The 21,796-nt window shown below is 56.4% G+C and carries 17 protein-coding genes; 14 read left to right on the top strand and 3 right to left on the bottom strand.

Annotated features, from left to right (window positions below):
- The first annotated feature begins 92 nt into the window (after window positions 1–92).
- Genes RW023_RS01465 through RW023_RS01440 form a run of 6 tightly spaced genes read left to right on the top strand, consistent with a single transcriptional unit; the run spans window position 93 to window position 8,434 of the window.
- Window positions 93–1,025: a sugar ABC transporter permease gene (locus RW023_RS01465; protein WP_315579553.1), complete on the top strand. Its 933-nt coding sequence runs from the start codon at window positions 93–95 to the stop codon at window positions 1,023–1,025.
- The gene (locus RW023_RS01460) at window positions 1,022–1,930 is read left to right on the top strand and encodes a carbohydrate ABC transporter permease (protein ID WP_315579552.1); all 909 of its coding nucleotides are present in this window, start codon (window positions 1,022–1,024) and stop codon (window positions 1,928–1,930) included. Before RW023_RS01465 ends, RW023_RS01460 begins: the two co-directional genes overlap by 4 nt.
- A gap of 46 nt (window positions 1,931–1,976) precedes the next feature.
- A complete protein-coding gene (locus RW023_RS01455) occupies window positions 1,977–4,136 on the top strand; it encodes a beta-galactosidase (protein WP_315579551.1) in 2,160 nt (719 codons plus the stop codon).
- Between the two features lie 10 nt (window positions 4,137–4,146).
- Window positions 4,147–5,208, top strand: coding sequence for an o-succinylbenzoate synthase (locus RW023_RS01450; RefSeq protein ID WP_315579550.1), 1,062 nt, complete (start codon window positions 4,147–4,149; stop codon window positions 5,206–5,208).
- Between the two features lie 23 nt (window positions 5,209–5,231).
- A complete protein-coding gene (gene menD, locus RW023_RS01445; protein ID WP_315579549.1) occupies window positions 5,232–6,956 on the top strand; it encodes a 2-succinyl-5-enolpyruvyl-6-hydroxy-3-cyclohexene-1-carboxylic-acid synthase in 1,725 nt (574 codons plus the stop codon).
- A gap of 44 nt (window positions 6,957–7,000) precedes the next feature.
- A complete protein-coding gene (locus RW023_RS01440) occupies window positions 7,001–8,434 on the top strand; it encodes a trypsin-like peptidase domain-containing protein (RefSeq protein ID WP_315579548.1) in 1,434 nt (477 codons plus the stop codon).
- Window position 8,435: 1 nt separating this feature from the next.
- Here RW023_RS01440 and RW023_RS01435 read toward each other — a convergent pair whose 3' ends face one another.
- A complete protein-coding gene (locus tag RW023_RS01435; RefSeq protein ID WP_315579547.1) occupies window positions 8,436–9,728 on the bottom strand; it encodes an isochorismate synthase in 1,293 nt (430 codons plus the stop codon).
- A 74-nt stretch (window positions 9,729–9,802) separates the two neighbouring features.
- Between RW023_RS01435 and RW023_RS01430 the strand changes: the two genes are divergently transcribed.
- Together RW023_RS01430 and RW023_RS01425 are read left to right on the top strand one after the other, a co-directional pair.
- Window positions 9,803–10,519, top strand: a complete 717-nt coding sequence (locus RW023_RS01430; RefSeq protein ID WP_315579546.1) for a class I SAM-dependent methyltransferase — start codon at window positions 9,803–9,805, stop codon at window positions 10,517–10,519.
- Between the two features lie 131 nt (window positions 10,520–10,650).
- Window positions 10,651–11,832 (top strand): Gfo/Idh/MocA family oxidoreductase, encoded by a 1,182-nt coding sequence (locus RW023_RS01425; RefSeq protein WP_315579545.1) that lies wholly within the window; start codon window positions 10,651–10,653, stop codon window positions 11,830–11,832.
- A gap of 60 nt (window positions 11,833–11,892) precedes the next feature.
- On the opposite strand, the gene RW023_RS01420 is transcribed toward RW023_RS01425, so the two are convergent.
- Both RW023_RS01420 and RW023_RS01415 read right to left on the bottom strand, forming a co-directional pair.
- On the bottom strand, window positions 11,893–13,053 hold the full coding sequence (locus tag RW023_RS01420; RefSeq protein ID WP_315579544.1) for an ROK family transcriptional regulator: 1,161 nt from the start codon (window positions 13,051–13,053) through the stop codon (window positions 11,893–11,895).
- A 116-nt stretch (window positions 13,054–13,169) separates the two neighbouring features.
- A complete protein-coding gene (locus RW023_RS01415; RefSeq protein WP_315579543.1) occupies window positions 13,170–14,867 on the bottom strand; it encodes a DUF4832 domain-containing protein in 1,698 nt (565 codons plus the stop codon).
- A 147-nt stretch (window positions 14,868–15,014) separates the two neighbouring features.
- Here RW023_RS01415 and RW023_RS01410 point away from each other — a divergent pair, with 147 nt between their 5' ends.
- From RW023_RS01410 to ndhC, 6 genes are all read left to right on the top strand, one after another.
- Entirely contained in the window at window positions 15,015–16,022 is a 1,008-nt protein-coding gene (locus tag RW023_RS01410) for a sugar ABC transporter permease (protein ID WP_315579542.1), read from the top strand.
- A gap of 11 nt (window positions 16,023–16,033) precedes the next feature.
- The gene (locus RW023_RS01405; protein WP_315579541.1) at window positions 16,034–16,912 is read left to right on the top strand and encodes a carbohydrate ABC transporter permease; all 879 of its coding nucleotides are present in this window, start codon (window positions 16,034–16,036) and stop codon (window positions 16,910–16,912) included.
- Between the two features lie 31 nt (window positions 16,913–16,943).
- Complete coding sequence (locus tag RW023_RS01400) at window positions 16,944–18,299, top strand: sugar ABC transporter substrate-binding protein (RefSeq protein ID WP_315579540.1); 1,356 nt, start codon at window positions 16,944–16,946, stop codon at window positions 18,297–18,299.
- 130 nt (window positions 18,300–18,429) lie between these two features.
- On the top strand, window positions 18,430–19,926 hold the full coding sequence (locus RW023_RS01395; RefSeq protein ID WP_315579539.1) for an alpha-galactosidase: 1,497 nt from the start codon (window positions 18,430–18,432) through the stop codon (window positions 19,924–19,926).
- Between the two features lie 167 nt (window positions 19,927–20,093).
- Window positions 20,094–21,392: a geranylgeranyl reductase family protein gene (locus RW023_RS01390; RefSeq protein ID WP_315579538.1), complete on the top strand. Its 1,299-nt coding sequence runs from the start codon at window positions 20,094–20,096 to the stop codon at window positions 21,390–21,392.
- 34 nt (window positions 21,393–21,426) lie between these two features.
- Window positions 21,427–21,786, top strand: coding sequence for an NADH-quinone oxidoreductase subunit A (gene ndhC / locus RW023_RS01385; RefSeq protein ID WP_315579537.1), 360 nt, complete (start codon window positions 21,427–21,429; stop codon window positions 21,784–21,786).
- Window positions 21,787–21,796: the final 10 nt, after the last annotated feature.

Raw genomic sequence — 21,796 nt, 5'->3', positions numbered from 1 at the left:
TCGCGGAGGGGGTGTGGTTTCTCCGCTGAGGAACCACACCCCCTACCGTGTTTAAAGTCCACAATCTGCCAGCAATCGAGGGTGATTGATACATGCAGTCTGACATTCAAAACCGGCGCATCAGAGAGCGGCACGATGCGCGAACCGGATGGGCATTCATGGCCCCCTTCTTCATTATGTTCCTCTTGGTTTTTGCCGTTCCGATTTGCGTGGCAATCTACCAATCCTTCTTCCGTCAGGTCGCAAGTGGCGGAGGCCTATACGGCGGCGGCGAACTGAAAAATCAATTCGTCGGCCTCGAAAACTTCACCATGGTGATCACCTCCGGCCAATTCTGGTCCGGTATGGGGCGAGTCGTTGTTTACGCTGCCTTCCAGATCCCCTTCATGATCATCTCAGCTCTTGTCCTCGCCCTTGTCTTGGACTCCTTCTTGGTCCGCCGCGCAGGCTTTTTCCGACTGACCTACTTCCTACCTTTCGCCATCCCCGGCATTGTTGCCGCAATGGTCTGGCTCTATATCTACACCCCTGAGCTTTCTCCGATCGTGAAGTTCTTCGATTCCTTTGGAATCCATATCGACTTCATGGCTCCTGGAGCACCAATCCTTGCCTCGATGGCAAATATGACGACGTGGACCTACACCGGTTACAACATGCTGATCTTCCTGGCAGCGCTTCAATCAATCCCTCACGAACTCTATGAGGCAGCCCGTCTTGATGGCGCTTCCTCGTGGCAGATTGTGCGCCAAATTAAGATCCCCATGGTGTCCGGAGCTGCCCTCTTGGCAGTCTTGCTCTCCATCATCGGCACAATTCAACTCTTCAACGAACCCGCAGTGATGCACTCTGCAAATGGGTGGATGGGTAACGCCTACACACCCATGATGATGGCCTACAACACCATGTTTGGTCAGATCTCGCCCGGTGGCGATGGCCCGGCCTCGGCAATCTCAATCGTTATGGCGCTGGTTGCGGGTGGACTTGCCGTGATCTACGCGCTCTTGCAAAGGAAGACCGTCCGATGAGTACTACCACGCGCACACTGCCCGACGGGCGTCAGTACACCCCCTCTCTCGAGGGAATGCCTCCGCGTTCACTCGCACCCTCGAAGATCGCTCGAATCGTCACCATCGTTGCTCTGACCTTCACCATGCTCTACTTCGTTCTGCCCATCATCTGGGTGATGTTCTCGGCGACGAAGTCGAATGCCGATCTTGTTTCCACCAACGGCTTCTGGTTTGGTCACTTTGAGTTGGGAGATAACTACACGAAGCTCATGGGATGGACCCAAGGTCTGTTCTGGCGCTGGGTGCTCAACTCACTCTTCTACTCAACAACTGCCGGCGTCATCGGAACCCTGATCTCGGTCGCAGCAGGTTATGCAATGGCGAAGTTTGCCTTCCCGGGGCGTAATGTCTCGATGGCGCTGATCATGGCGGGTCTGCTCATGCCGGTCGCCCTGCTCACTATCCCGCTGTACGTGGTCTTCCACAATCTGGGTCTGACCGACACTGTTTGGGCGATCCTCATTCCCAGCTGTGTGTCTCCCTTCGGCGTGTTCCTCGGCCGTGTCTACGCGGATTCTTCGGTTCCGACAGAACTCATTGAGGCCGCCCGCATCGACGGCGCATCCGAAGCGCGCGTGTTCTTCACGATCGTTCTTCGCCTGCTTGCTCCGGCAATGGTCACGATCTTCCTCTTCATCTTCGTGGCAACCTGGAATAACTTCCTGCTTCCCTTGATGATGGTCTCGACGCCTGAACTCAAACCTGTCACTTTGGGCTTGTACGGGATGATGAGCTACTTTGCTCCCCAAAAGGGTGCAGTCATGCTGGGTGCCCTTCTGGGAGTTCTGCCCCTGATCGTGCTATTCCTAGGCTTGCAGAAGTACTGGCAATCAGGTCTGGCTGCTGGCTCTGTGAAGGGATAGTCAGTCCGCTGTCGATCCACCACGAGGTGCTGGGAAGGATAGGTTAATGGACACGATTGCCTACGGCGGCGATTGGAACCCCGAACAGTGGGACAAGGAAACCAACCGACACGATATCGAACGCATGGTCCGTGCCGGCGTCAATCTGATCTCCCTGGGGATCTTTTCCTGGGCATCTCTTGAACCCGAAGAAGGTCACTACGATCTGGAGTGGTTGGCGGACCTCATTGATCAGCTCCACAGTGCTGGAATTGGCGTGGACCTGGCCAATGGGACCGCTTCCCCTCCGGCGTGGATGGCTCAGCGCTACCCCCAAACCCTTCCCGTTGATTCTCGAGGCGTGCGTTTAGGATTTGGCTCGCGCCAGCAGTACAACCCCTCAAGCGAGCTTTTTTGTCGTAAAGCTTGCGAGTTGACCGAGGCCATGGCGCGCCGTTTTGGTGACCATCCCGGTGTCGTCATGTGGCACATTTCGAACGAATACGCCTGTCACACGGCGGAGAGTTTCGACGATGAGTCCGCTGAGGCATTTCGACGCTGGCTCGTGGAGAAATACGGGGATATTCAGGCGATCAATCAGGCCTGGGGAACTGCATTTTGGTCCCAAACCTATAGGGAGATCCAAGAAATTCAGCCTCCCCGTGCAATGCCCACCTTCTACAACCCCGGGCAGATGCTGGATTGGCGTCGTTTTAGCGACTACGCTCTGCGTTCCCAGATGGAACGTGAACGAGAGGTGATTCGTCGCTATTCGGACCGTCCCATTACGACGAATTTTATGGGGACCTTCCCGCTTCTCGATTACCGCAAGTGGGCACCACTATGCGACATCATCGCCGATGATTCTTACCCGGACCCCGCAGATCCTCAGGCTGCACACGACATTGCGTGGCAGGGCGATGTCATGCGCGGCCTCGGCAATGGCGCTCCCTGGCTGCTGATGGAGCAGAGCCCCGGTGCGGTGCAGTGGCGACCCCAAAACTCTCCCAAGCGTCCGGGGCAGTTCCTTTTGTGGACCATCGCAAGGCTCGCTCACGGAGCAGATGGAATCCTCCAATTCCAGTGGCGGCAATCCGCTAGGGGATCGGAAACCTTCCACGCCGGGATGGTGCCGCACTCTGGCGAAGATTCACCGATCTGGACGGATGTTGTGAGCACCGGCCAAGCTCTAAAGTCTTTGGCGCCCATTACGGGGACTTCCATGAGCTCACGCGCTGCAGTTGTCATTGACTGGGAGAGCGAGTGGGCGCGCCACTATGCGATCGGTCCGATAAGTTCTGAAAATCCCGCAGATTCGTGGGGGAACTTCGCGCCCGCTAAGTCCTGGCATCAAAGCTTGTGGGAAGCGGGAATCGCCACTGATGTTGTGGGCGTCGACAATGATTTCAGCTCTTACGATCTCATCATTCTTCCCGCGATTTTCATTGACTACCCGCAGATAACTCACGCTTTGCGTACGGCAGCTGAACGCGGAGCACACATTGTCATTACCGCGCCAAGCGGTGTTGTCGATTCCCAGCTGGGGGCAATTCTAGGCGGATACCTCGGCTCTCTTTCTGATCTTGCGGGAGTGCGGGTTCTGGAGCATTCAACCCTTACCGGTCCCAGCCAGGGGCGTGTTTATGATGCGCGCGAGAAGGCTGCGAACCGGATTTCTGCCGCAGTAAGTACCCCCGCGGCCTGTGATTGGTGCGGGATCGATACCGATAACGAGGCCCTCAAACGAAGCGCGGATCTTCTTGGGGGAGCAGCTTTGGACCTTCGCGCTGGCCGCTGGGCTGAAAAGCTTGCCCCCGCTGCCGGTTTGCAGTGGCAGATTCCCGGGGATTCCTCCTCGGAGGGTGGGCCTGAGTGCGTTGCATACTTTGATGGCCGAGGCGGCGGCCTCGACCTTGCGGGGCTTCCTGCGCTCACCCGCAGGAAAGTTGGCCGTGGAAGCATCTGGTACGCAGCTGCGGACTTTGATGCGTTGACTCGCTCGGTCCTGCTGCGCTTGTGGACGACCTACACGCGAATTCGCCCTGTGTGCCCAGACCTTCCTGAAGGTGTGGAAGCTCAAGAACGTGAAGGCTTCCTCTTCATTCTCAACCACTCTGATCGTGCGGTTGAACTCGCTGGGATTGTGGGTCAAGATCTTCTCAGCGGAGCTGAGTGTACGGGACACGTTCTTCTTGCCCCGCGATCAGCAATGGTTATTGAACGATAGGAGATGGCCCGTGGGGGATACTGGCAGCACGTCTTCAGCTGTTCGCCTCCACGAGCTTTCTGTGGATTCACTTCCCACCAAGACTCGAATGGTCTTAGAAGGCATCGATCGTCTGCTGGTCTACTCAATTCCGATGCGCGTACGTTTTCGCAATATTGAGGTCCGCGAAGGTCTTCTTTTGCGCGGCGAATACGGGTGGGGAGAATGCGCACCTTTCTGGGATTACGACCCGAGCGAATCCTCTACGTGGCTTGCTAGCGCATTGGAAGCTGCCCGAGTAGCTCCGCCGAGGCCTCGGCGCAAAAAAGTGCCGCTCAACGTCACAATTCCGGTGATTTCGGCTGAAGATGCACGCAGACGAGTATTCGATAATCCGGATTGTGCGACTGCAAAAGTCAAGGTTGCCGATACACGTTCTGACCTTGAGCGCGATTGTCAACGTGTCGAGGCCGTCGCTGAGGCTCTGGTTGAATTGCATGGGTCGTCTGCGAAGGTGCGTGTTGATGCCAACGGTGCCTGGGGCAGAGAAACTGCTCTGACATGGATTGCGCGTCTGAACCGCGCAGCCCAAGCTGTGGGTGGTCTGGAGTACGTTGAACAGCCTTGCATGGCCGTTGAAGACCTTGCGTGGCTGCGGCGCAAACAAGAGGTGCCTCTCGCAGCTGATGAATCGATTCGCCGCGCGGAAGACCCGCTCAAGGTTGCTCGCCTTGAGGCGGCTGATGTTGCCGTTATCAAAGTTGAACCTCTGGGAGGTGCGGCCGCAGTCCTCCAGCTGGCCAAGGAACTGCCCATGCCTTTGGTGATCTCTTCCGCCTTGGAAACCAGTTTTGGTTTGGATTACGCGGCTCGGGTGGCTTGCGCTTTAGATGAGGAACCACGCGCATGTGGTCTGGGCACGGCCTCGCTATTGAGCGGCGATACTGCGCTCTCGCCTGTGCGTGTAGTTGATGGAAATATGATTCCCACTGATCTAGCCGTGAACGAAAGCCTGATCACGCCCTCAGCACTCGATTCTCAGCTCTGTGAATCTTGGGTGAATCGACTGAATGCAATGGCATCCCACCGTTAAAGATTAAGAATAGAAGTAGAAGCATGTACCCCTCACAAGCTCTGGCTGAGTGCATCATTGATTCCCTGATTGCCGGTGGAATTCGCGATTTTGTGTACTGTCCCGGATCGCGAAATGCGCCCTTTGCCTATGCGCTTGCGCGGTATGACTCTTTGGATGAGAGCCCAATCCGTGTGCACATTCGCCTAGATGAACGTTCGGCTGCGTTTTTTGCCCTCGGGCTCACGCTAGGGGAAGGTAGTGCTTCCCCCGCCGCGCGTGCCTGCGTGATTACTACCTCGGGAAGTGCGCTCACGCATCTTTATCCTGCGATGAGCGAGGCGTTTTACTCTCATCTTCCTCTTGTCGCTATTAGTGCGGATCGCCCCGCTGAATTGCATGGCGTCGGCGCCTCCCAAACCATGACTCAGCAGGGAATTTTTTCAGGCCGCGTCGTCGAAGAATGGGATTTTTCGTCGGACACCGCTGAATTGGCCAGTGTTCCTGGCCGTGTTGCGCGTGCACTTGCAGCTGCCGCTGGTCATCCCTGCGGTACTCCAGGTCCAATTCACTTCAACTGCGCTTTCCGCGATCCGCTTACTCCCTGCGGCGAGGCCGAGGCTCCTCAAAGCGCTCAGCTGAGGGAAAATTGCGGCGGGGGAGTCGAGGTCTATCCGTCCCAGATTGTGCGTGAACCGAGTGCGGGCAGTGTCCTCAAGCCCGATCTAGCAACGGTTGTGATTGCCGGCCATGGCGCACAGGACTCGGTATTGCGCTGGGCTGAGCGCTCGCGGGTACCGGTTTTTGCCGAGCCCATGGTTACCGGTGTGAGCTCTGAAGTCCTCATCCCCTTCCAGCAGACTCTGTGCGCGGATTCAGGTGTTGTCGCGCGAATCGGTCAAATTGTTGTCACTGGCCGTCCAACACTGTCGCGTCCGATCCACAAGCTTCTGGCTTCTCATAAACGTGTCATCATCGTCTCTCCCTATGCAGCCTGGACGGATCTGTATGGCAAGGCAAGCTGTGTTGTTTCGTCCCTGACCGGATCCGATCGCGTGAATGCAGCCATCCAAAGTTCTTTGTGTGAAGACTTGTCTGCGCGTGCTCAATCGGTGGCGCGCGGGGTTGATGGACTGATCAATTCCTATGGTGATGAGCTCAGTGAAATTGGTGTTCTTGATGCCGTATGGCAAGAGTGCTCTCATATTTTCCTTGGCGCATCGAACCCCGTCAGGGTTGCGGACCTTATTGCCGGACGCCAAGGCTGCGATCCGCAGGGAGATTTAGCGAGTGATCACCGAGGTCCCCAGCGGGTGTGGTCGAGCCGAGGCCTTGCCGGAATTGATGGAAATGTGTCGACTGCTCTTGGCTGGGCACGTCGATTGGAAGAAGCATATGAATGCCCGCCAACGGTTCATGCAGTAATGGGGGACTTAACTTTCTTGCATGATGCCTCTGGGATGGGAATGCCTCTCGGAGAGGAATTCCCTCGCTGTCGAATTATTGTCTTGGATGATCAGGGCGGCTCGATTTTTAAGAGTTTGGAGCATGGTCAGCATGCTTCAGAGACGGTGTATGAACGCTATTTCGGAGTCGCTCAGCGTACTGATATCGTTGCACTTGCGGCGGCATATGGGGCGAAGATTCGTCGCGTGAATTCAATGTCTGAGCTTCGAGCGATTTTGAATACAGAGGCTGATGGTTTGGAGGTGTTGCACCTCTCTATCTCTCGACCGACTGAAGATATTGCATTTTTGCGCTCGTTGTAGGATGCTAATGTAACGGTTTGATAACGAAATGAGATGGGTTGGTCATGAATACGGAAGAAACCACTCCTCAAGGTGATGCGCGCTTTCAGCCTGACGCGCAAGAACCTGCCCAGCAATCGGCCTCGCAAGAGGGCGGCGCGTCTGCGCCGATGCAGCACGAAACTACGCCGCTCCCTGCAGTAACTCCCTCCGCTTCTCAAACTGAAGCAGCATATACTCCTGCTTCTGCTCAGCCCCCTGCACCCGAGGCCTCGGCAGAAGGTGAAACTCCAACTGGAGTTCCAGCAGGTCCGGCCCCCACACTTCTTGAGACGCGCAGCCCTCGACGCGGACCCGGCTGGGGAGCGCTTGTGCTGGCAATGGCCTGCACGGCAGGCCTGGCCGTCGGAGGCACCCTGGTCATTGGACAAAACCTGCATTCTTCGGTGACAACCCCGCTGGTCAGTCAGACCTCCGCACCAGCTCAGGGTAATTCCGATGGAACCGCAGTTGATTGGGAGAACGTTGCACAAACCGTGTCTCCCGCTGTCGTCACTATTTCTGTTTCGGCTCAGAATTCCTCGGGAGTTGGCTCGGGTGCGATCGTTGATTCCTCTGGAAATATCGTCACCAACTACCACGTCATTTCCTCGGTTGTTGATGGAAGCGGAAGGATTCAAGTCACCCTCAACGATGGCAGGATCTTCGAAGCAAAGACTGTTGGTACAGATGTGAGCACTGACCTTGCGGTGATCCGTTTGGTGAATCCGCCTTCGGATCTTGTTGCTGCCCAGTTCGGGCAGTCCTCTGATCTCAAGGTTGGTCAGCCCGTTATGGCCATTGGTTCGCCGCTTGGGCTCTCGAATACGGTGACAACAGGTATTATCTCTGCTCTCAATCGTCCTGTTCAGGTGCAGGCCTCGGAATCGCAAAACCAGGACAACTCAAGGGATCCCTTCGGTCAGCTTCAGCAGCAGGGTAGTCAGAGTCAAGCGATCACAACGAATGCCATCCAGGTTGATGCCTCGATCAACCCCGGTAACTCCGGTGGGCCGCTATTTAATGAATATGGCCAAGTGATCGGTATTAACTCGTCAATTGCATCGCTCTCCTCATCATCGAACTCTGAAGCGGGATCGATCGGTCTGGGATTCGCGATTCCTTCTGACTTGGTCGTTTCGGTTGTCAATCAGCTCATTCAAAACGGAACAGTTGATCATGCTCGATTGGGCGTTACTGTCAGTACCGGTGCCGCGCGAGTAGGCAGCGACACCCGTGCGGGCGCGCAGATTTCTGGTGTGAGCCAGGGGTCTGGAGCTGAAGCTGCAGGGTTGAAGGCTGGGGACGTCATCACCAAGATCGATGGGAACGCTGTTACCTCGGCGCAGTCCTTGATCGGTTATGTTCGTCGCTACACGGGTGGTCAAGAGGTGAGCGTCACTTACGTGCGTGATGGCGCAGAAAACACTGTAAAGGTCACGCTTCAGTCAGAGAACTGAGTTAAAGGTTTAAAACCTCGAGCAACGGCCGCATCTTGGTCTGAGTCTCCTCCAATTCGCTGCGGGATGATGAATCTGGCATGATTCCGCAGCCGGCGAAGATTCTCAAGGTGCGGTCGTTGTTCTCTAATTGGCCGCAACGTAGGGCAATGCCGAATTCCCCATTTCCCGCACCATCAATCCAGCCAACCGGGCCTGAATAACGTTTGCGTTCCGTGCGTTCGTAGGCGCGGATGAGATCCAGCGCGTCATCAGTTGGAGTTCCACACACTGCGGCAGTGGGATGCAGTTGTGCCACCGCATCAAGAACGCTTCCCTGCGGGAAAGTTGCATATACATCAGAGCTGAGGTGGGCAATATTAGGAAGAATCAGTACATCGGGACGTACAGGTGCTTGGACATCCTGCGCCACAGAAAGGAGTGCGGCCACGACGGATTCGACTGCAAAGAGATGTTCAGAACGATCTTTGAGTGACAGTGGGAGCGAATCCGCATCCTCGGGTTTGCTGCTTCCTGCAAGGACGCGCGAATGGAGCTTTCCCTGGTGAAGGGAGACCAGTATTTCTGGAGTCGCACCAATTAATCCTTCAACGGCGAAGGTCCAGGTTTGGGGGTAACGCAGATGTAGATGCTCAACCAAGGCAGCCTGGTCGAAAGATAAGTCAGAAATGATTGTCATGTCGCGGGCCATGACAACTTTTCCGGCCTCTTCATTGCGAAGAGCATTGATGATTTCATCAACCGCGCCGCGCCATTCCTCCTCGCTCATAGCACCTGGCCCAATACTCAGCGTTTCGGCAGGCGGGAGTTGGTGATCGATTATCTCAGTGTGAAGTACAGGCTTGTCGCGCGAATCGATTGAGCTCGTCACCAAGAAACGTGTCGAACCGCGGGTGATGATGAGGAAAGTTGGTACAACTAAAACACGTTCCCCGTCGTCCTCAAAAGCGCAGGATGCAAAAGCAATCGGAAGGACGGGTGAATCAGAACCCCAGGCGTCGCGCGTGCCTTCAGCCCAGTGGATCTGTGCTTTCTCTCGAACTAAATCCCACACTCGCGCCGCTTCGGTAATTGCAGCGTTCTGGCCGGCCTCGACAAGGGGAGGGCGGTCCTTCCCCCGCTGCCAACGCCACGCCTGCCCCCAGCCAACCATGGCCTCGTCGCGAATCCACGCGCAAAGTTCAGAGGTGGGGAGGAAAGAAGTTAATGGAAGATGCCCCTGAGGGGAGGAAGGATCGATGCGCTCAACCCAGCAGTACAGGGTGGGGATCGGGGAAAATCGTCCGGAGGGCATGTTTCCATGCTAGTGCCTTGCGTGCGCTTCCACTTAAGCGTGCCGATGTTGCGTGTAAATGGGAAAATATGCATATGAATGAACAGACCGCCTCCCAGCAGCGTCGAGCAGATCTTGGCAAGTCTCAAGATCAAGTGGCCGCAATGTTTGATGATGTCTCTTCGCGTTACGACGTGATGAATGCGCTGCTCAGCGGCGGGATGAATTTTATTTGGCTGAAGGCTTTGACGAATGCGCTGGCGCCGAAGCCCTCGGATCGGATTTTGGACCTTGCAGCGGGTACGGGGGCCTCATCTGCGCAAATCGCGCGCAGTGGTGCGCGCGTTGTTGCCTGTGATCTTTCCGCAGGCATGATCGAGGTCGGGCGCAATCGTCACCCCGATATTGAATTCGTCCAAGGCGATGCGATGGATCTTCCTTTTGAAGATCAGTCTTTCGATGCGGTCACCATTTCCTACGGTCTGCGAAATGTTCCAGATCCCAAGCGTGCTCTGGAGGAAATGGCTCGCGTTGTGCGCCCGGGCGGGCGACTGGTTGTCTGCGAATTTTCCACGCCGACCTCTGCGCCGCTGCGTGCGGGTTATTCACTGCACCTTCAGTATGTGATGCCGCTGGTTGCGCGCCTGGCTTCTTCCGATGACGTTGCCTATGACTACTTGGCGGAGTCGATTCGCGAGTGGCCCGATGCTCCCGAAGTTGCACGCGTGATTGCCGAGGCCGGGTGGAGTGACGTCCAATACCGTTACCTGACGGGTGGGATCGTGGCTCTTCATCGCGCTGTGAAGCACTGAAGTTCCGCAGGTTTTTGCTCAAGTAAGGAGCCGGAGCTTCATACTTGGGGACTTTGTCAAGACCTTTGCATAAGTGGGGGTAGAGGGCGCATAATAGGGGTGTCAAAGATGACCCCTGAATGGAGCTAAAAATGTCTGCACCCCTACGTGTTGGCGTGATTGGTTTGGGCGCACGGTGCGTCATTGCCGAAAATTGCCACAAAGCCACGATTCCTGCAGAACTGGTTGGAGGATGCGATCCCAATCCTGCGATGCGTCAGCGCGCGACAGAAGTTTTGGGCGATTACCCGTGGTTTGAAACCCTTGATGAGCTGCTGGAATTGGGCATTGATTGCGCAATTGTTACCAGCCCTGATGACACTCACGAAGACATCACCTGCGCGCTCTTGGAAGCTGGGGTTGCGGTCTATCTGGAAAAGCCAATTGCGATCACTATTGAGGGTTCTGATCGCGTTCTTGAAACCGCATATAGGACTAAGACTCCCCTCTATGTGGGTCACAACATGCGACACATGGCGGTTGTGCGCATTCTGCGTCAAGTTGTACAAGATGGTCTGATCGGTGAGGTCCGAGCCATTTGGTGCCGTCACTTTGTGGGCAATGGTGGTGACTATTACTTCAAGGATTGGCATGCAGATCGCAGTCGAACAACTGGGTTGCTGCTTCAGAAAGCTGCCCATGACATTGATGTCATGAACTGGCTGTCTGATTCCGTCCCCGAGCGTGTTGTTGGCATGGGGGATCTCATGCTCTACGGAAAGCTCACTGATCGCAGTGGGCAGAAGTCTGATGTGGTCATGAGTGACTGGTTCTCTTTCGATAACTGGCCGCCTGCGTCTCTTACCGGTCTTAATCCCGTGATTGATGTCGAGGATGTGTCCATGCTCATGATGAGACAGGCTTCTGGCACTTTGATTTCCTACGAACAGTGTCACTTCACCCCCGACTACTGGCGTAACTACACCGTGATTGGAACCGAAGGACGAGCGGAAAACTTTGGTGATGGTGAAGGCGGGGTCGTGCGCGTATGGAAACACCGCAGCGGATGGGAGCCCACTGGCGATATTGAGATCCCCATTAAGGGAGATGCTGGCGGACACGATGATGCCGATGTTGCAACGATGGATGAGTTCCTGCGCTTTGTTGCCAAAGGCGATCGGACCGATACAACGCCACTGGGGGCTCGCGAGGCCGTCGCTGCGGGAGTGTTGGCCACCAAGTCGCTGCGTGAGGGGTCTGTTCCTTTTGACGTCCCGCGAGTCAGTCCTGAATTGAGTAGCTACTTCGAGAATAACCAGGATCGAGGAGCCTGAGAGTGAGAAGAAGAGTGGGGGTGGCTGCGGCCACCCCCACTCTTTTAGGACGCGATCTGTTTAGGAGACGATCTGAATAACTTCTGATGCGGGAAGCAATTGCTCTCCGCACGCGTGGGCGGTAATTTGGTCGATTCCGCGGCACACAGCGCCTTGAACCACCCCGCGCCCGCCCAGCTGAGAGACGCGGATTTCGGGCATGTGGATCGTGAGTTCTTCGAGGCGTGAAGAAAACTCTTCTTTCCATAGATCCGCGGATGCTGAAATACCTCCACCAAGGATGAGAACTTCCGGGTCGATCGTCAGAATCAACGCCGCTGCTCCAAGGGCAAGGTCTCGTGCGAATTCTTTGACAATCCGCGTTGCTTCTGCATCGCCATCCCTCATTCGGTCGCACACCCACCGCGCTGCTGCGCGATGAGAAAGGTCAGCAGGAAGCTGAGAGTGCGTAAAGAAGTGTGTGGGTGTCTTGTACCAATTGAGGTGGGGGAGTGCGCCGATTTCTCCGGCCGCACCGGCTGAACCGCGGCAGACCTTCCCATCGATCATGAAAGATGCACCAATTCGTGCGCCGGCCATGATGTAGACGGCAGAAGAAACATCTTGCGCCTGACCGAGGTGCGACTCTGCATCCAGAGCGCACTTACAGTCATTTTCAACGGTAACGGGGCGTTTGTAGCGTGCCTGAAGTTCTTGAACCACGGGCACGCTCTCCCAACCGGGAAGAGGGCCGCCGAAAGGCATTCTTCCGGCCTCGTCAACGGGTCCGGTAACTGCGACGGAAATCAGTGCCAAACCGTCGCGGTAGGAGGGGTTTTTCTCAAGGGTGTGGGAAATGGTGTGTTGAACAGCTTCCATTCGCTTGGGTGCAGCCGAAGAGGGGGCCAGTTCAGTTTCTTCTGCGCACTTTTCTTCACCGCGCAGATCGGTCAAGGATGTTGCGATTCGGTTTGCCCCAATATCGATACCCAAGACAAAACCCGACTCTGAGCGGAAACGGTAGCGCTTTGCAGGGCGCCCAGTGGGAGGTGAAGCCGGTGGCAGGGATTGGACCCATCCCAAACGCTCAAGATCTGTGATCGTTGCATTGACCGAAGTGCGTGAGAGGCCCGTTGCGGCAGCAATTTGAGAGGAAGTTGTGTCCTCAATAGCGCGCAGGTGTGCGAGCACCGCGAGGGAGTTCATTTCCCTGATGCGGTCGGGGCCGTAGGTCTGAGTCATGGCTCTCTCTTCGTTGGGATGAGACCAATTCAGCGTAGGCCCAGGAAGGAAATCCTGAGCCTACGCTGATAGGCGAGTCGAATAATTCTGAATACTCGACAGTGTGGCAGCGCCTATCAGGCGCGCGTGCGGCGAATCAGAAGGGCTCCAAGCCCAAGCGCGCCCGCTGCGATTGCGAGGACAGAGCCGCCGATGGTGCCGGTACGTGCCAGCTTCGTCTTGGGGGCCTGTGCACTCTGCTTTTCAGTAGAGACAGCAGCTGCCTTGGCTTCAGTGGAACCGCCGGGTGTGCTCGCCTCATTGCTCTTCGGCGTGGAAGGCTGAGCCGGAAGCGAGGTGCCCAAAGAGACCGTTCCCAAGCTCAGGTAGCCAGGAAGGGTTGTGCCCATCGCTTCGTTTGCAAAGGCCACGGGTGCACCATTGGGCAGCGGATTGACAACCCTGAGGACTGCACTGAGATCTCCGCTGACGGGGGCGGTAGCTGCCTCGGCGCCACGTTCTCCGGCGCCGCTGCTCAGGTCTAGCGTGGCCTCGACAATCGTTGACGATCCGGGCTCAACGGAGGGAAGCGGGGACTCAATGGTCTTAGAAGCGACCTTCTCGCCCTTGCTGTTGACCAGAGCGACCTCAATCGGCCAATTCGCATAGAAGGGTGCGAGGCCGGTGTTGGCAATCTCAGCTTCGACGGTGACGGAGGAATCCTTCGCGGTTATCCGGGCTTTCTTCGCGCTCAGGGTGTAGCCCATCAGAGCGTTTGCTTCCTTTGCTCGCTCTAGGTCTGCGCCCTTGTATCCGACGATGAAAGCCTTGTGGTTGATGAGCCAGGTGACGTGAGTAGCCTTGATGGACTCAATCATGTCGAAATTGCGACCCTGCGCCTTTTCTGCTTCTGCGCCCGGGCAGTTCAAAGGTTGGGAGAAAATACAGGTCTGCAATGGTGGGTAGACCTCGCCACCGATCGGAACGTTCTGCCATGCCTTGTCTTCGCCCTGATTCTTCATGTGCGCCATGAAGTGCCAGTCAACATTGTCAAGGGTTGAGTAGGCGAAAGAGTCATCGTGGTAGCCCATGTGGTGGGCCTTCGTTGCCTCGGTGGGGAGGCGGTAAAGAATGTGGGTGTCGTTGAACGCGCTGTCCCATGCGGCAACCAACTTGGCGCGGAATTCGTCGCTGGGCATCCAGTTTTCGCCCTTGGGGTTGTCGGTGCTCACTTCACCGTTCATGGGCCAGGTGTGGTCTTCTCCCCAGAAACCGATGAGGCCGGCGGTCAGATAACCCACGCGTGCATCGCCGTCATACTTTTCGCCCAGTGCCTTGACGAAGTCAAGCATCATTTCTTGAACGCGGGGATCGTTGTAGTCAGGCGAGAATGATACGCGATTGTTATCAAAGACCGTGTAGGTGCGGGAGGTGTCGATTCCTTCATCGATGAGATACTGCGGAACTCCGGACTTCCTGGTGGGGTAGTCAAGGTAGAAACGGAACACTGCCTGGTGGCCGCGGGAGGCAATGGCGTCGAGCATCTTGTCGACTTTGCTCCAGTCGTAGACTCCCTTTGCGGTGACGACGTCACTGACGGGGAAGTAGGTCCATTCCATCGTGTAGGGGAGTGAGCCTTCTGCAGCAGGTAACTCACTTCCGTCATCGGGCGCGAAGGGGAAGAAACCCTTGAGAGGGTTTGAAATTGGGGCTGGGGCGCTCTTGAGTTGCGTCCATTCCCCATTTCCTGCGTCCGAGGCCGTGGCCGGCAGAGCGGCAATCGTCAGTGCCGTTACGAGTGCGCCTGAGAGAAGAAAAGCTGGTGTTTTTCTCATCCTTGAGAGTCCTTTCGGGCGATTGAGCTCTGTCATTGAGCTCGTAACAAGTAGTGAAGCAGAGCAGGATCAGCTTTGTCAATGGTCTTGACAAACTTTGTTAAAGGTGTTTAATTAGTGCCTGTCACAGCAATGGAGGTGTACTCAATGAAGAGCCCCACACTTGCGGAAGATCGGTCAGGAACCGGTTCTGATTCGCAGAAAACCAGCGCGCAACAGGGAGCGCAGCTGGCAGACAAGAAGCAGGGTCTGCACTCACGCGCAGATGCCGCTGGAACTCGTACGCTCAAGCGTCGTGATGATCGCCGGGCGGCTGCAATCTTTCTCATTCCGACCTTCATCGGTTTCTTCATCTTCTACGTCTACCCCGCACTTCGGGGCCTGTGGTATTCGTTCACAGACTTCAATCTGATCGGTGAGGCCAACTGGGTGGGCCTGGACAACTACAGCAAGGCGATTGCCGATAAGGAAGTCTGGAACGCCTTTAAAGTCACCATTGCTTACGCGCTGTACAACATCGTGGGACAGACTTTCCTCGGATTGCTTCTTGCGGCGCTCATGCAGCGATTTGCTCGCGCAACCTGGGTCCGCTCGCTCTTGCTCTTGCCGTGGCTGGTTCCCAATGTCGCCATCGCGCTGATCTGGGGATGGCTCCTCGATTCAAATATCGGTTTTGTTACTCACCTACTTTCAATGGTTGGTGTTGATGGCGTGACTTTCTACAACGCCAACGCAGCAATGCCGATCGTCGCTGGAATTAACATCTGGGCCTACACCGGATACACCGCACTGCTTTTATACGCAGGCATGCTGCAGATCCCCGGTGAACTCTATGAAAGTGCATCGCTAGATGGCGCTGGTGAGACGCGAATGTTCTTCGGAATTACGCTTCCGCTTCTGCGTCCTGTCTTAGTTCTGGTCCTCGTCATGGGTCTGATTGGATCCTTCCAGATCTTCGATACGGTTCAGATCGGTTACGCCGGACACCCAATTCCCGCAGTTCGCGTCATTTACTACTACATCTACCAGCAGGGCTTCACCTTCCTGAAGATGGGCTATGCCTCTGCCGTCGCAATGCTCTTGGTTGTCGTCCTGGCAATCTTTACCGCAGTCCAATTGCGCCTCATGCGCGCCGGCTCATCGGATCTGGCCTAAGGGGACCAATCATGCTCAAGAAATTCCAAGCTTCCAAAGTTGTCGCGTGGGCAATTATCGCGATCGCAGTTCTTGTGACGGTTTTCCCCTTCTATTGGATGATCCGCACCGCGATCACTCCGCAGGCCGATATCATTGCTGAATCAACGAGGCTGTGGCCTTCACACCCGACACTGATTAACTTCAAGCGCATTCTCGGCCTGGTTTCCGTTGAAGAAGCCATGGCAGCCGGTGGTAGTGGAGCAACGATCAACTTCGCTATTGCAACAACGAACTCGCTGATTTACGCGGGCGGTATTGCCATCATTCAGACCTTCTTCGCTTCGTGCGCGGCCTACGCTTTCGCCCGTTTGAAGTTCCCCTTCAAAAACGCGCTCTTTGCGTGCGTCATCGGTGCGCTCATGATCCCCGGGATCTTCTCGCTCCTGCCGAACTACGTGTTGATTAAGCAACTTGGCTGGCTGAACACGATGCAGGGCATGATGCTTCCCGCACTTTTCATGGCACCCTTCTCAATCTTCTTCCTGAGGCAGTTCTTCCTCTCCCTGCCTCGGGAAGTAGAGGAAGCGGCAATGCTTGACGGATTGGGACCCGTCCGCCGTTTCTTCAAAGTAACCATCCCCATGTCCGCAGGACCAATTATGACGATGACCCTCATTACGATCATCGGCATGTGGAAAGACTTCCTCTGGCCGCTGCTTACCGGGCGCGAAGGCGCTCAGCTCCTCACCGTTGCTCTGGGAATTTTCCAGCAGCAATCGCCCAATAGGGCACCCGACTGGACCGGACTCATGGCAGGGTCAACGCTCAGCGTCATCCCGGTCCTGATCCTCCTGATTCTCATGGGACGCAAGCTGGTTGAGTCCCTGAACTTCTCTGGAATCAAATAGCACGAAAGTGCCTGAAGAGAAAGAACCACACATGAAAACTCGTACCGTAGTCTCAGCGGGGATTGTCGCAGCAATGGCGCTGTCCCTGGGCGCGTGCAACGCCAACTCCTCGAGCACCTCGAGTTCCTCGGCATCGGGCGATGGTGTCACCATCAGCTACTGGCTGTGGGATGACCGTCAAGCTCCTCTGTACCAGCAGTGCGCTGACGACTTCCACGCAGAAAACCCGAACATCACCGTCAAGATCACCCAGACCGCATGGGGTCAATACTGGGATACGCTGACCACTCAGCTGGCAGCATCGAACGCCCCCGATACCTTCGTTAATCACTCTACGCGTCTTCTCCAGTTCATTGATTCGAAGCAAATCATGGACATCACCGACAAGGCAAAGGAAGCTGGAATCGATGATTCCATCTACCAGCCCGGACTTGCTGACCTGTCGAAGTTCGAGGGCAAGCGTTACGGCCTGCCCAAGGACTGGGACACCATGGGTCTGCTCTACGACACCGAAGTCGCAAAGGAAGCTGGCTACACCAAGGAAGACATGGCCAAGCTGACCTGGAACCCCACCGATGGCGGTACCTTCCAGGAATTCATCGCAAAGACAACCGTTGATGCCAATGGCCACAACGGACTTGACCCGGCCTTCGATAAGAACAACGTCAAGCGTTACGGCTACTACCCCGAGTGGGCAGACGGCGCAATCGGCCAGAACGGTTGGGGCGTATTCGCCGCTTCCAACGGCTTCACCTACGGCGACAGGACCGTGGACCCGACCAAGCTCAACTTCTCGGATAAGAGCCTGGTTGACACCCTCGCTTGGTTACGTCAGCTCATCGAGAAGGGCTACGCCCCCAAGTTCGATAAGCAGTCCTCGCTGGGCACCGAGGCAACAATGAACGCCGGTATCGCCACATCGACCATCGCCGGTTCCTTCACCGCCTCTTCCTACCTAGGTGCAGATGCGCAGAAGAAGTTCGCCTACGCGCCTGTTCCGATCGGCCCCGTCGGACGTCGTAGCCCAATGAACGGCCTGCACGATGTCGTGTGGAGTGGCTCGAAGCACCCCGATGAGGCATTCAAGTGGATCGCTTACATGGCTTCCGACAAGTGCCAGGTTAAGGTCGGCGAGTCCGGCGTCATCTTCCCCGCCAGCATCAAGGGCACCGAAGCGTCCCTGAAGGCACGCGAGGCAAAGGGGCAGGACAACTCCGCATTCACCACCGTCGTTGAGAACAAGGAGACCTTCTCGGTTCCCGTCTTCGCACACGGTGACGAGGTCAACGCTCTGATCCAGGACGCAATCCAGGAGGTCGCTGGTGGTGCTGATCCTCAGGCGACCATGACCGCGGCCAACGAGAAGGCAAACGCCCTGCTCAAGTAAGCAACTGAGCGGGTCCCGCCCCCGTGATTCCCCAAATCGCAGGTCAGCGGGACCCGCTTTCTGCACCCACACCCATACTTTCCTTTCCTTCAGCTCCGCTTCCCGCGGCCTCGTCAATGAAAGAACGATCATGCAACGTCTGGTACTTTCCCTTCCCAACGCTACTTTGAGTGCGTCAGCTGATGCTCAGCTTGTCGAGCAGGGCGACAACTTCGCGATCATTGAGGCTAGCCGTGTCGCGCTGCTCCACGGAATGGAAAGTGGCCAGTACTACCGCAGCGGGCACAACTCATGGTCGCCCTCGGGCTGGAATTCGCTGAGCGATGCGCCGCTGCGTGTTCCCTCTGATGAACGTCGGACAACCGCCGATGATCCGGGGGCAGATGACACCGTCCGTCACCACGGTTCGTGGATGGGCGCGGTTGTTGAAGAAGAGGGCGGCGCGGGTTTCCTCATTGGTGCGCTCGCGGGTGGGCACCCGAAGGTGCGCGCTGATGAAGACGTATTTGTTGGCTTTGATGTGATCCGCCCGGCGCGCTGGTTTGTGAGCTGGGGGAGTGAAGCGGAGATTTTCGAGGCCTATGTGGAGCAGCTGCGCCCTCGACGTCGCAGCCTCGGTCAGGCCCCGCGCGTGTGGTGTTCCTGGTATTCCTACTACGAAAATGTTTCCTGGGATGTTCTTGCAGGGCAGCTTCCCGGACTTGCAAAACTTGGTTTTACCGCCTTGCAAATTGATGATGGGTGGCAGCTGAACGTGGGCGATTGGCGTCCGAATGCGAAGTTTGGACATGATCTTGCTGCCTGTGCTCGCTATATCTCTGACCTCGGCGTGACTCCCGGTCTGTGGATCGCGCCCTTCATTGCTCGCGAAGGGACTCCTTTCCTTCAAGCGCACCCCGAAGCTTTCGTTCATACGGAGGACGGGGAGCTGGCTATCGCCGGATATAACTGGGGTGGCCCCTACTATGCGCTCGATACGACGCATCCCTTAGCGCAGGAATATCTGCGCGACACCATCGGATATCTGCTTGACGCGGGAATCCGCTACATCAAGACCGATTTTATTAACGCAGCCGCCATTGAAGGTGTGCGCTTTGATCGTGAAGCAAGCCCCGATGACGCATTTATTTTGGGTTCGCAGATTTTGCGCGAGGCAGCGGGGGAGGATACTTACCTGCTGGGCTCTGGCGCTCTGATCATCCCCGCGATTGGCCTCTACGATGGAATTCGAGTGGGCTGCGATGTCGCGCCCATTTGGAAGAACTACGCGACTGATGATCGTTCCGACGCAGAAGCGCGCAATGCTTTTATGGGGTCTGTATCGCGTCTGTGGCTGCGTGAGCTCATCGACGTTGATCCCGATGTCATCTTCTTCCGTCACATGAAAAACCTGCTCAATGATCAGCAGATCGGGTGGCTTCAGGACGTTGCCGCGGTCGCCGGATTCAAGTCATCTTCCGATCCCTTGGTATGGCTAACGGAGCAGGAACAGGCAGAGCTGAGCCAGTGGCTTGCTCGCCGCGAGGACGTCCAGCGGATTTCGCGAAATGTCTGGTCTTTGGACGGTCGTGAGGTTGACTTCGGTCCCGGTTTGGCGGAGCCGGAGCACTGCTACCCGGTTTCCTAAGGATTTCCGCGGGGATTAACGTAACAAACATATGTGCAAATTGAATACGGGTGTGTGCTCGCTCACGCCCCTAAAGTGTTGTTCTCACGGACTTTTTGGCGTGCTTTCGCGGCTTCGTATACCGGTGACTATGGTCTGAACTGGACCCGATATAGGTTCGTCGTTGCATGGAGCGTGAAGGAGGCGTAGTGAGCCAACAGGCCCAAGACATGACCGCTGATGTCGTTATTGTCGGCGCTGGCCCAGGTGGTGCATCTACCGCCTATCATCTGGCGACCCTTGGTGTTGACGTCCTTCTTGTCGATAAAGCACGTTTCCCGCGCGACAAGATCTGCGGTGATGGTCTTACTCCCGCCGCCGTTCAAGAGCTCATCCTCATGGGTGTTGACACTTCTGGTTGGGCACGAAACCGCGGTTTGACGGTGATCGGAGGCGGTCACACTATTCACATGGAGTGGCCCGATCAGGCTTCACTTCCGGGATACGGAATGACTCGCGCGCGCATGGATCTTGACCACGCACTGGTTCAGCGTGCACAGAGTGCGGGAGCTCGCCTCGAAGAAGAACTCACCGTTACCGAGGCCCTCCAAGACTGCGCGCACCGCGTCTGTGGTGTTCGCGCGCGCCGAGGCCGCGGCAAGAATGCCCAGGATGTGACGATCCGCGCCAAGCTGGTTGTGGATGCCGGTGGCGTCTCTGCAAAGGTTTCTACCCGCCTCGGAATTGAAAAGAATCCCAAGCGTCCCATGGGCGTTGCGGCGCGCACTTACTTCCGTTCCCCTCGTGGTAACGAAGAATGGATGGAATCGCACCTCGAGTTGTGGGCGGGCGAGCCCGGGCACTCAGATCTACTTCCCGGATACGGCTGGATTTTCCCTATGGGAGATGGCGTCGTCAACGTCGGACTGGGCTCTGTGGCCTCGACGGCAAGTGCGACGAACCTGCCCTATCGTCAGGTTTTCGAACAGTGGATGGCCAACCTCCCCGAGGAATGGGGATTTACCCCCGAGAACCAAATCGGCGAGCTTCGCAGTGCAGCTTTGCCGATGAGCTTGAATCGTCAGCCTCACTACACCAATGGATTCGTCATTGTCGGCGATGCCGGCGGAATGGTTTCTCCCTTTAACGGAGAAGGAATCGCGCCCGCGATGAAGGCTGGACGCTACGCGGCGGAGGCCATGGCCCAGGCTCTTGCTCGTACGCACCGCGCTGGCATTGACCGAGCGATGAGTGCCTATCCCCAACGGATCCGCGACGAATACGGTGGCTACTACCAGTTGGGACGCATCTTTGTTCGTCTCATTGAAAATCCACGAATCATGCGCCTGTGCACGACCTACGGTCTGCCCATCCCGCGCCTGATGACCCTAGTTCACAAACTTCTGTCGGATGGATTCGAACGCCAAGGCGGCGACTTCGACGACCGACTGATTACGACCCTATCCAAGCTGGTGCCATCAGCATGATGGCCACGAAGGTACACCCGATGTGGGAGGAACGATGACAAATCCCTATGTTCCGCTGCTGATCATGGCTGCAGCCGCCATGGTCTTGGCGCTGGGCGGGCTGGGCGCATCCGCAATTCTGGGACCGAAGAGCAAGAACCGCACGAAGGCCGATAACTACGAAAGCGGAATCGACCCCACGGAGCAGCACTTGGAGCGCGGGCGCTTCCCTGTGCGCTACTTCCTGGTAGCCATGACCTTCATTATCTTCGACATTGAAGTCGTATTCATGTACCCGTGGGCCGTCAGCTTCAACCAGCTGGGACTCTTCGGATTGGCCGCCATGCTGACCTTCATCGCGGTGATCACCGTCCCCTATATCTACGAATGGCGCCGCGGCGGACTGGACTACTGAGGTAAGAGGA

Source organism: uncultured Actinomyces sp., from assembly GCF_963542285.1.
In the GTDB taxonomy this organism is placed as follows: domain Bacteria; phylum Actinomycetota; class Actinomycetes; order Actinomycetales; family Actinomycetaceae; genus Pauljensenia.
Note: the sequence above shows the minus strand (reverse complement) of the source record. Positions and strands in the feature narration are given on the sequence as shown.

Bases quoted from the DNA above. Each gene is read 5' to 3' on its own strand.
- RW023_RS01420 (WP_315579544.1), bottom strand. From the start codon at position 13,053: ATGACTCAGACCTACGGCCCCGACCGCATCAGGGAAATGAACTCCCTC.
- menD (WP_315579549.1), top strand. From the start codon at position 5,232: ATGTACCCCTCACAAGCTCTGGCTGAGTGCATCATTGATTCCCTGATT.
- RW023_RS01465 (WP_315579553.1), top strand. From the start codon at position 93: ATGCAGTCTGACATTCAAAACCGGCGCATCAGAGAGCGGCACGATGCG.
- RW023_RS01425 (WP_315579545.1), top strand. From the start codon at position 10,651: ATGTCTGCACCCCTACGTGTTGGCGTGATTGGTTTGGGCGCACGGTGC.
- RW023_RS01395 (WP_315579539.1), top strand. From the start codon at position 18,430: ATGCAACGTCTGGTACTTTCCCTTCCCAACGCTACTTTGAGTGCGTCA.
- RW023_RS01435 (WP_315579547.1), bottom strand. From the start codon at position 9,728: ATGCCCTCCGGACGATTTTCCCCGATCCCCACCCTGTACTGCTGGGTT.
- RW023_RS01405 (WP_315579541.1), top strand. From the start codon at position 16,034: ATGCTCAAGAAATTCCAAGCTTCCAAAGTTGTCGCGTGGGCAATTATC.
- RW023_RS01430 (WP_315579546.1), top strand. From the start codon at position 9,803: ATGAATGAACAGACCGCCTCCCAGCAGCGTCGAGCAGATCTTGGCAAG.
- RW023_RS01460 (WP_315579552.1), top strand. From the start codon at position 1,022: ATGAGTACTACCACGCGCACACTGCCCGACGGGCGTCAGTACACCCCC.
- ndhC (WP_315579537.1), top strand. From the start codon at position 21,427: ATGACAAATCCCTATGTTCCGCTGCTGATCATGGCTGCAGCCGCCATG.
- RW023_RS01455 (WP_315579551.1), top strand. From the start codon at position 1,977: ATGGACACGATTGCCTACGGCGGCGATTGGAACCCCGAACAGTGGGAC.
- RW023_RS01415 (WP_315579543.1), bottom strand. From the start codon at position 14,867: ATGAGAAAAACACCAGCTTTTCTTCTCTCAGGCGCACTCGTAACGGCA.
- RW023_RS01410 (WP_315579542.1), top strand. From the start codon at position 15,015: ATGAAGAGCCCCACACTTGCGGAAGATCGGTCAGGAACCGGTTCTGAT.
- RW023_RS01440 (WP_315579548.1), top strand. From the start codon at position 7,001: ATGAATACGGAAGAAACCACTCCTCAAGGTGATGCGCGCTTTCAGCCT.
- RW023_RS01400 (WP_315579540.1), top strand. From the start codon at position 16,944: ATGAAAACTCGTACCGTAGTCTCAGCGGGGATTGTCGCAGCAATGGCG.
- RW023_RS01390 (WP_315579538.1), top strand. From the start codon at position 20,094: ATGGAGCGTGAAGGAGGCGTAGTGAGCCAACAGGCCCAAGACATGACC.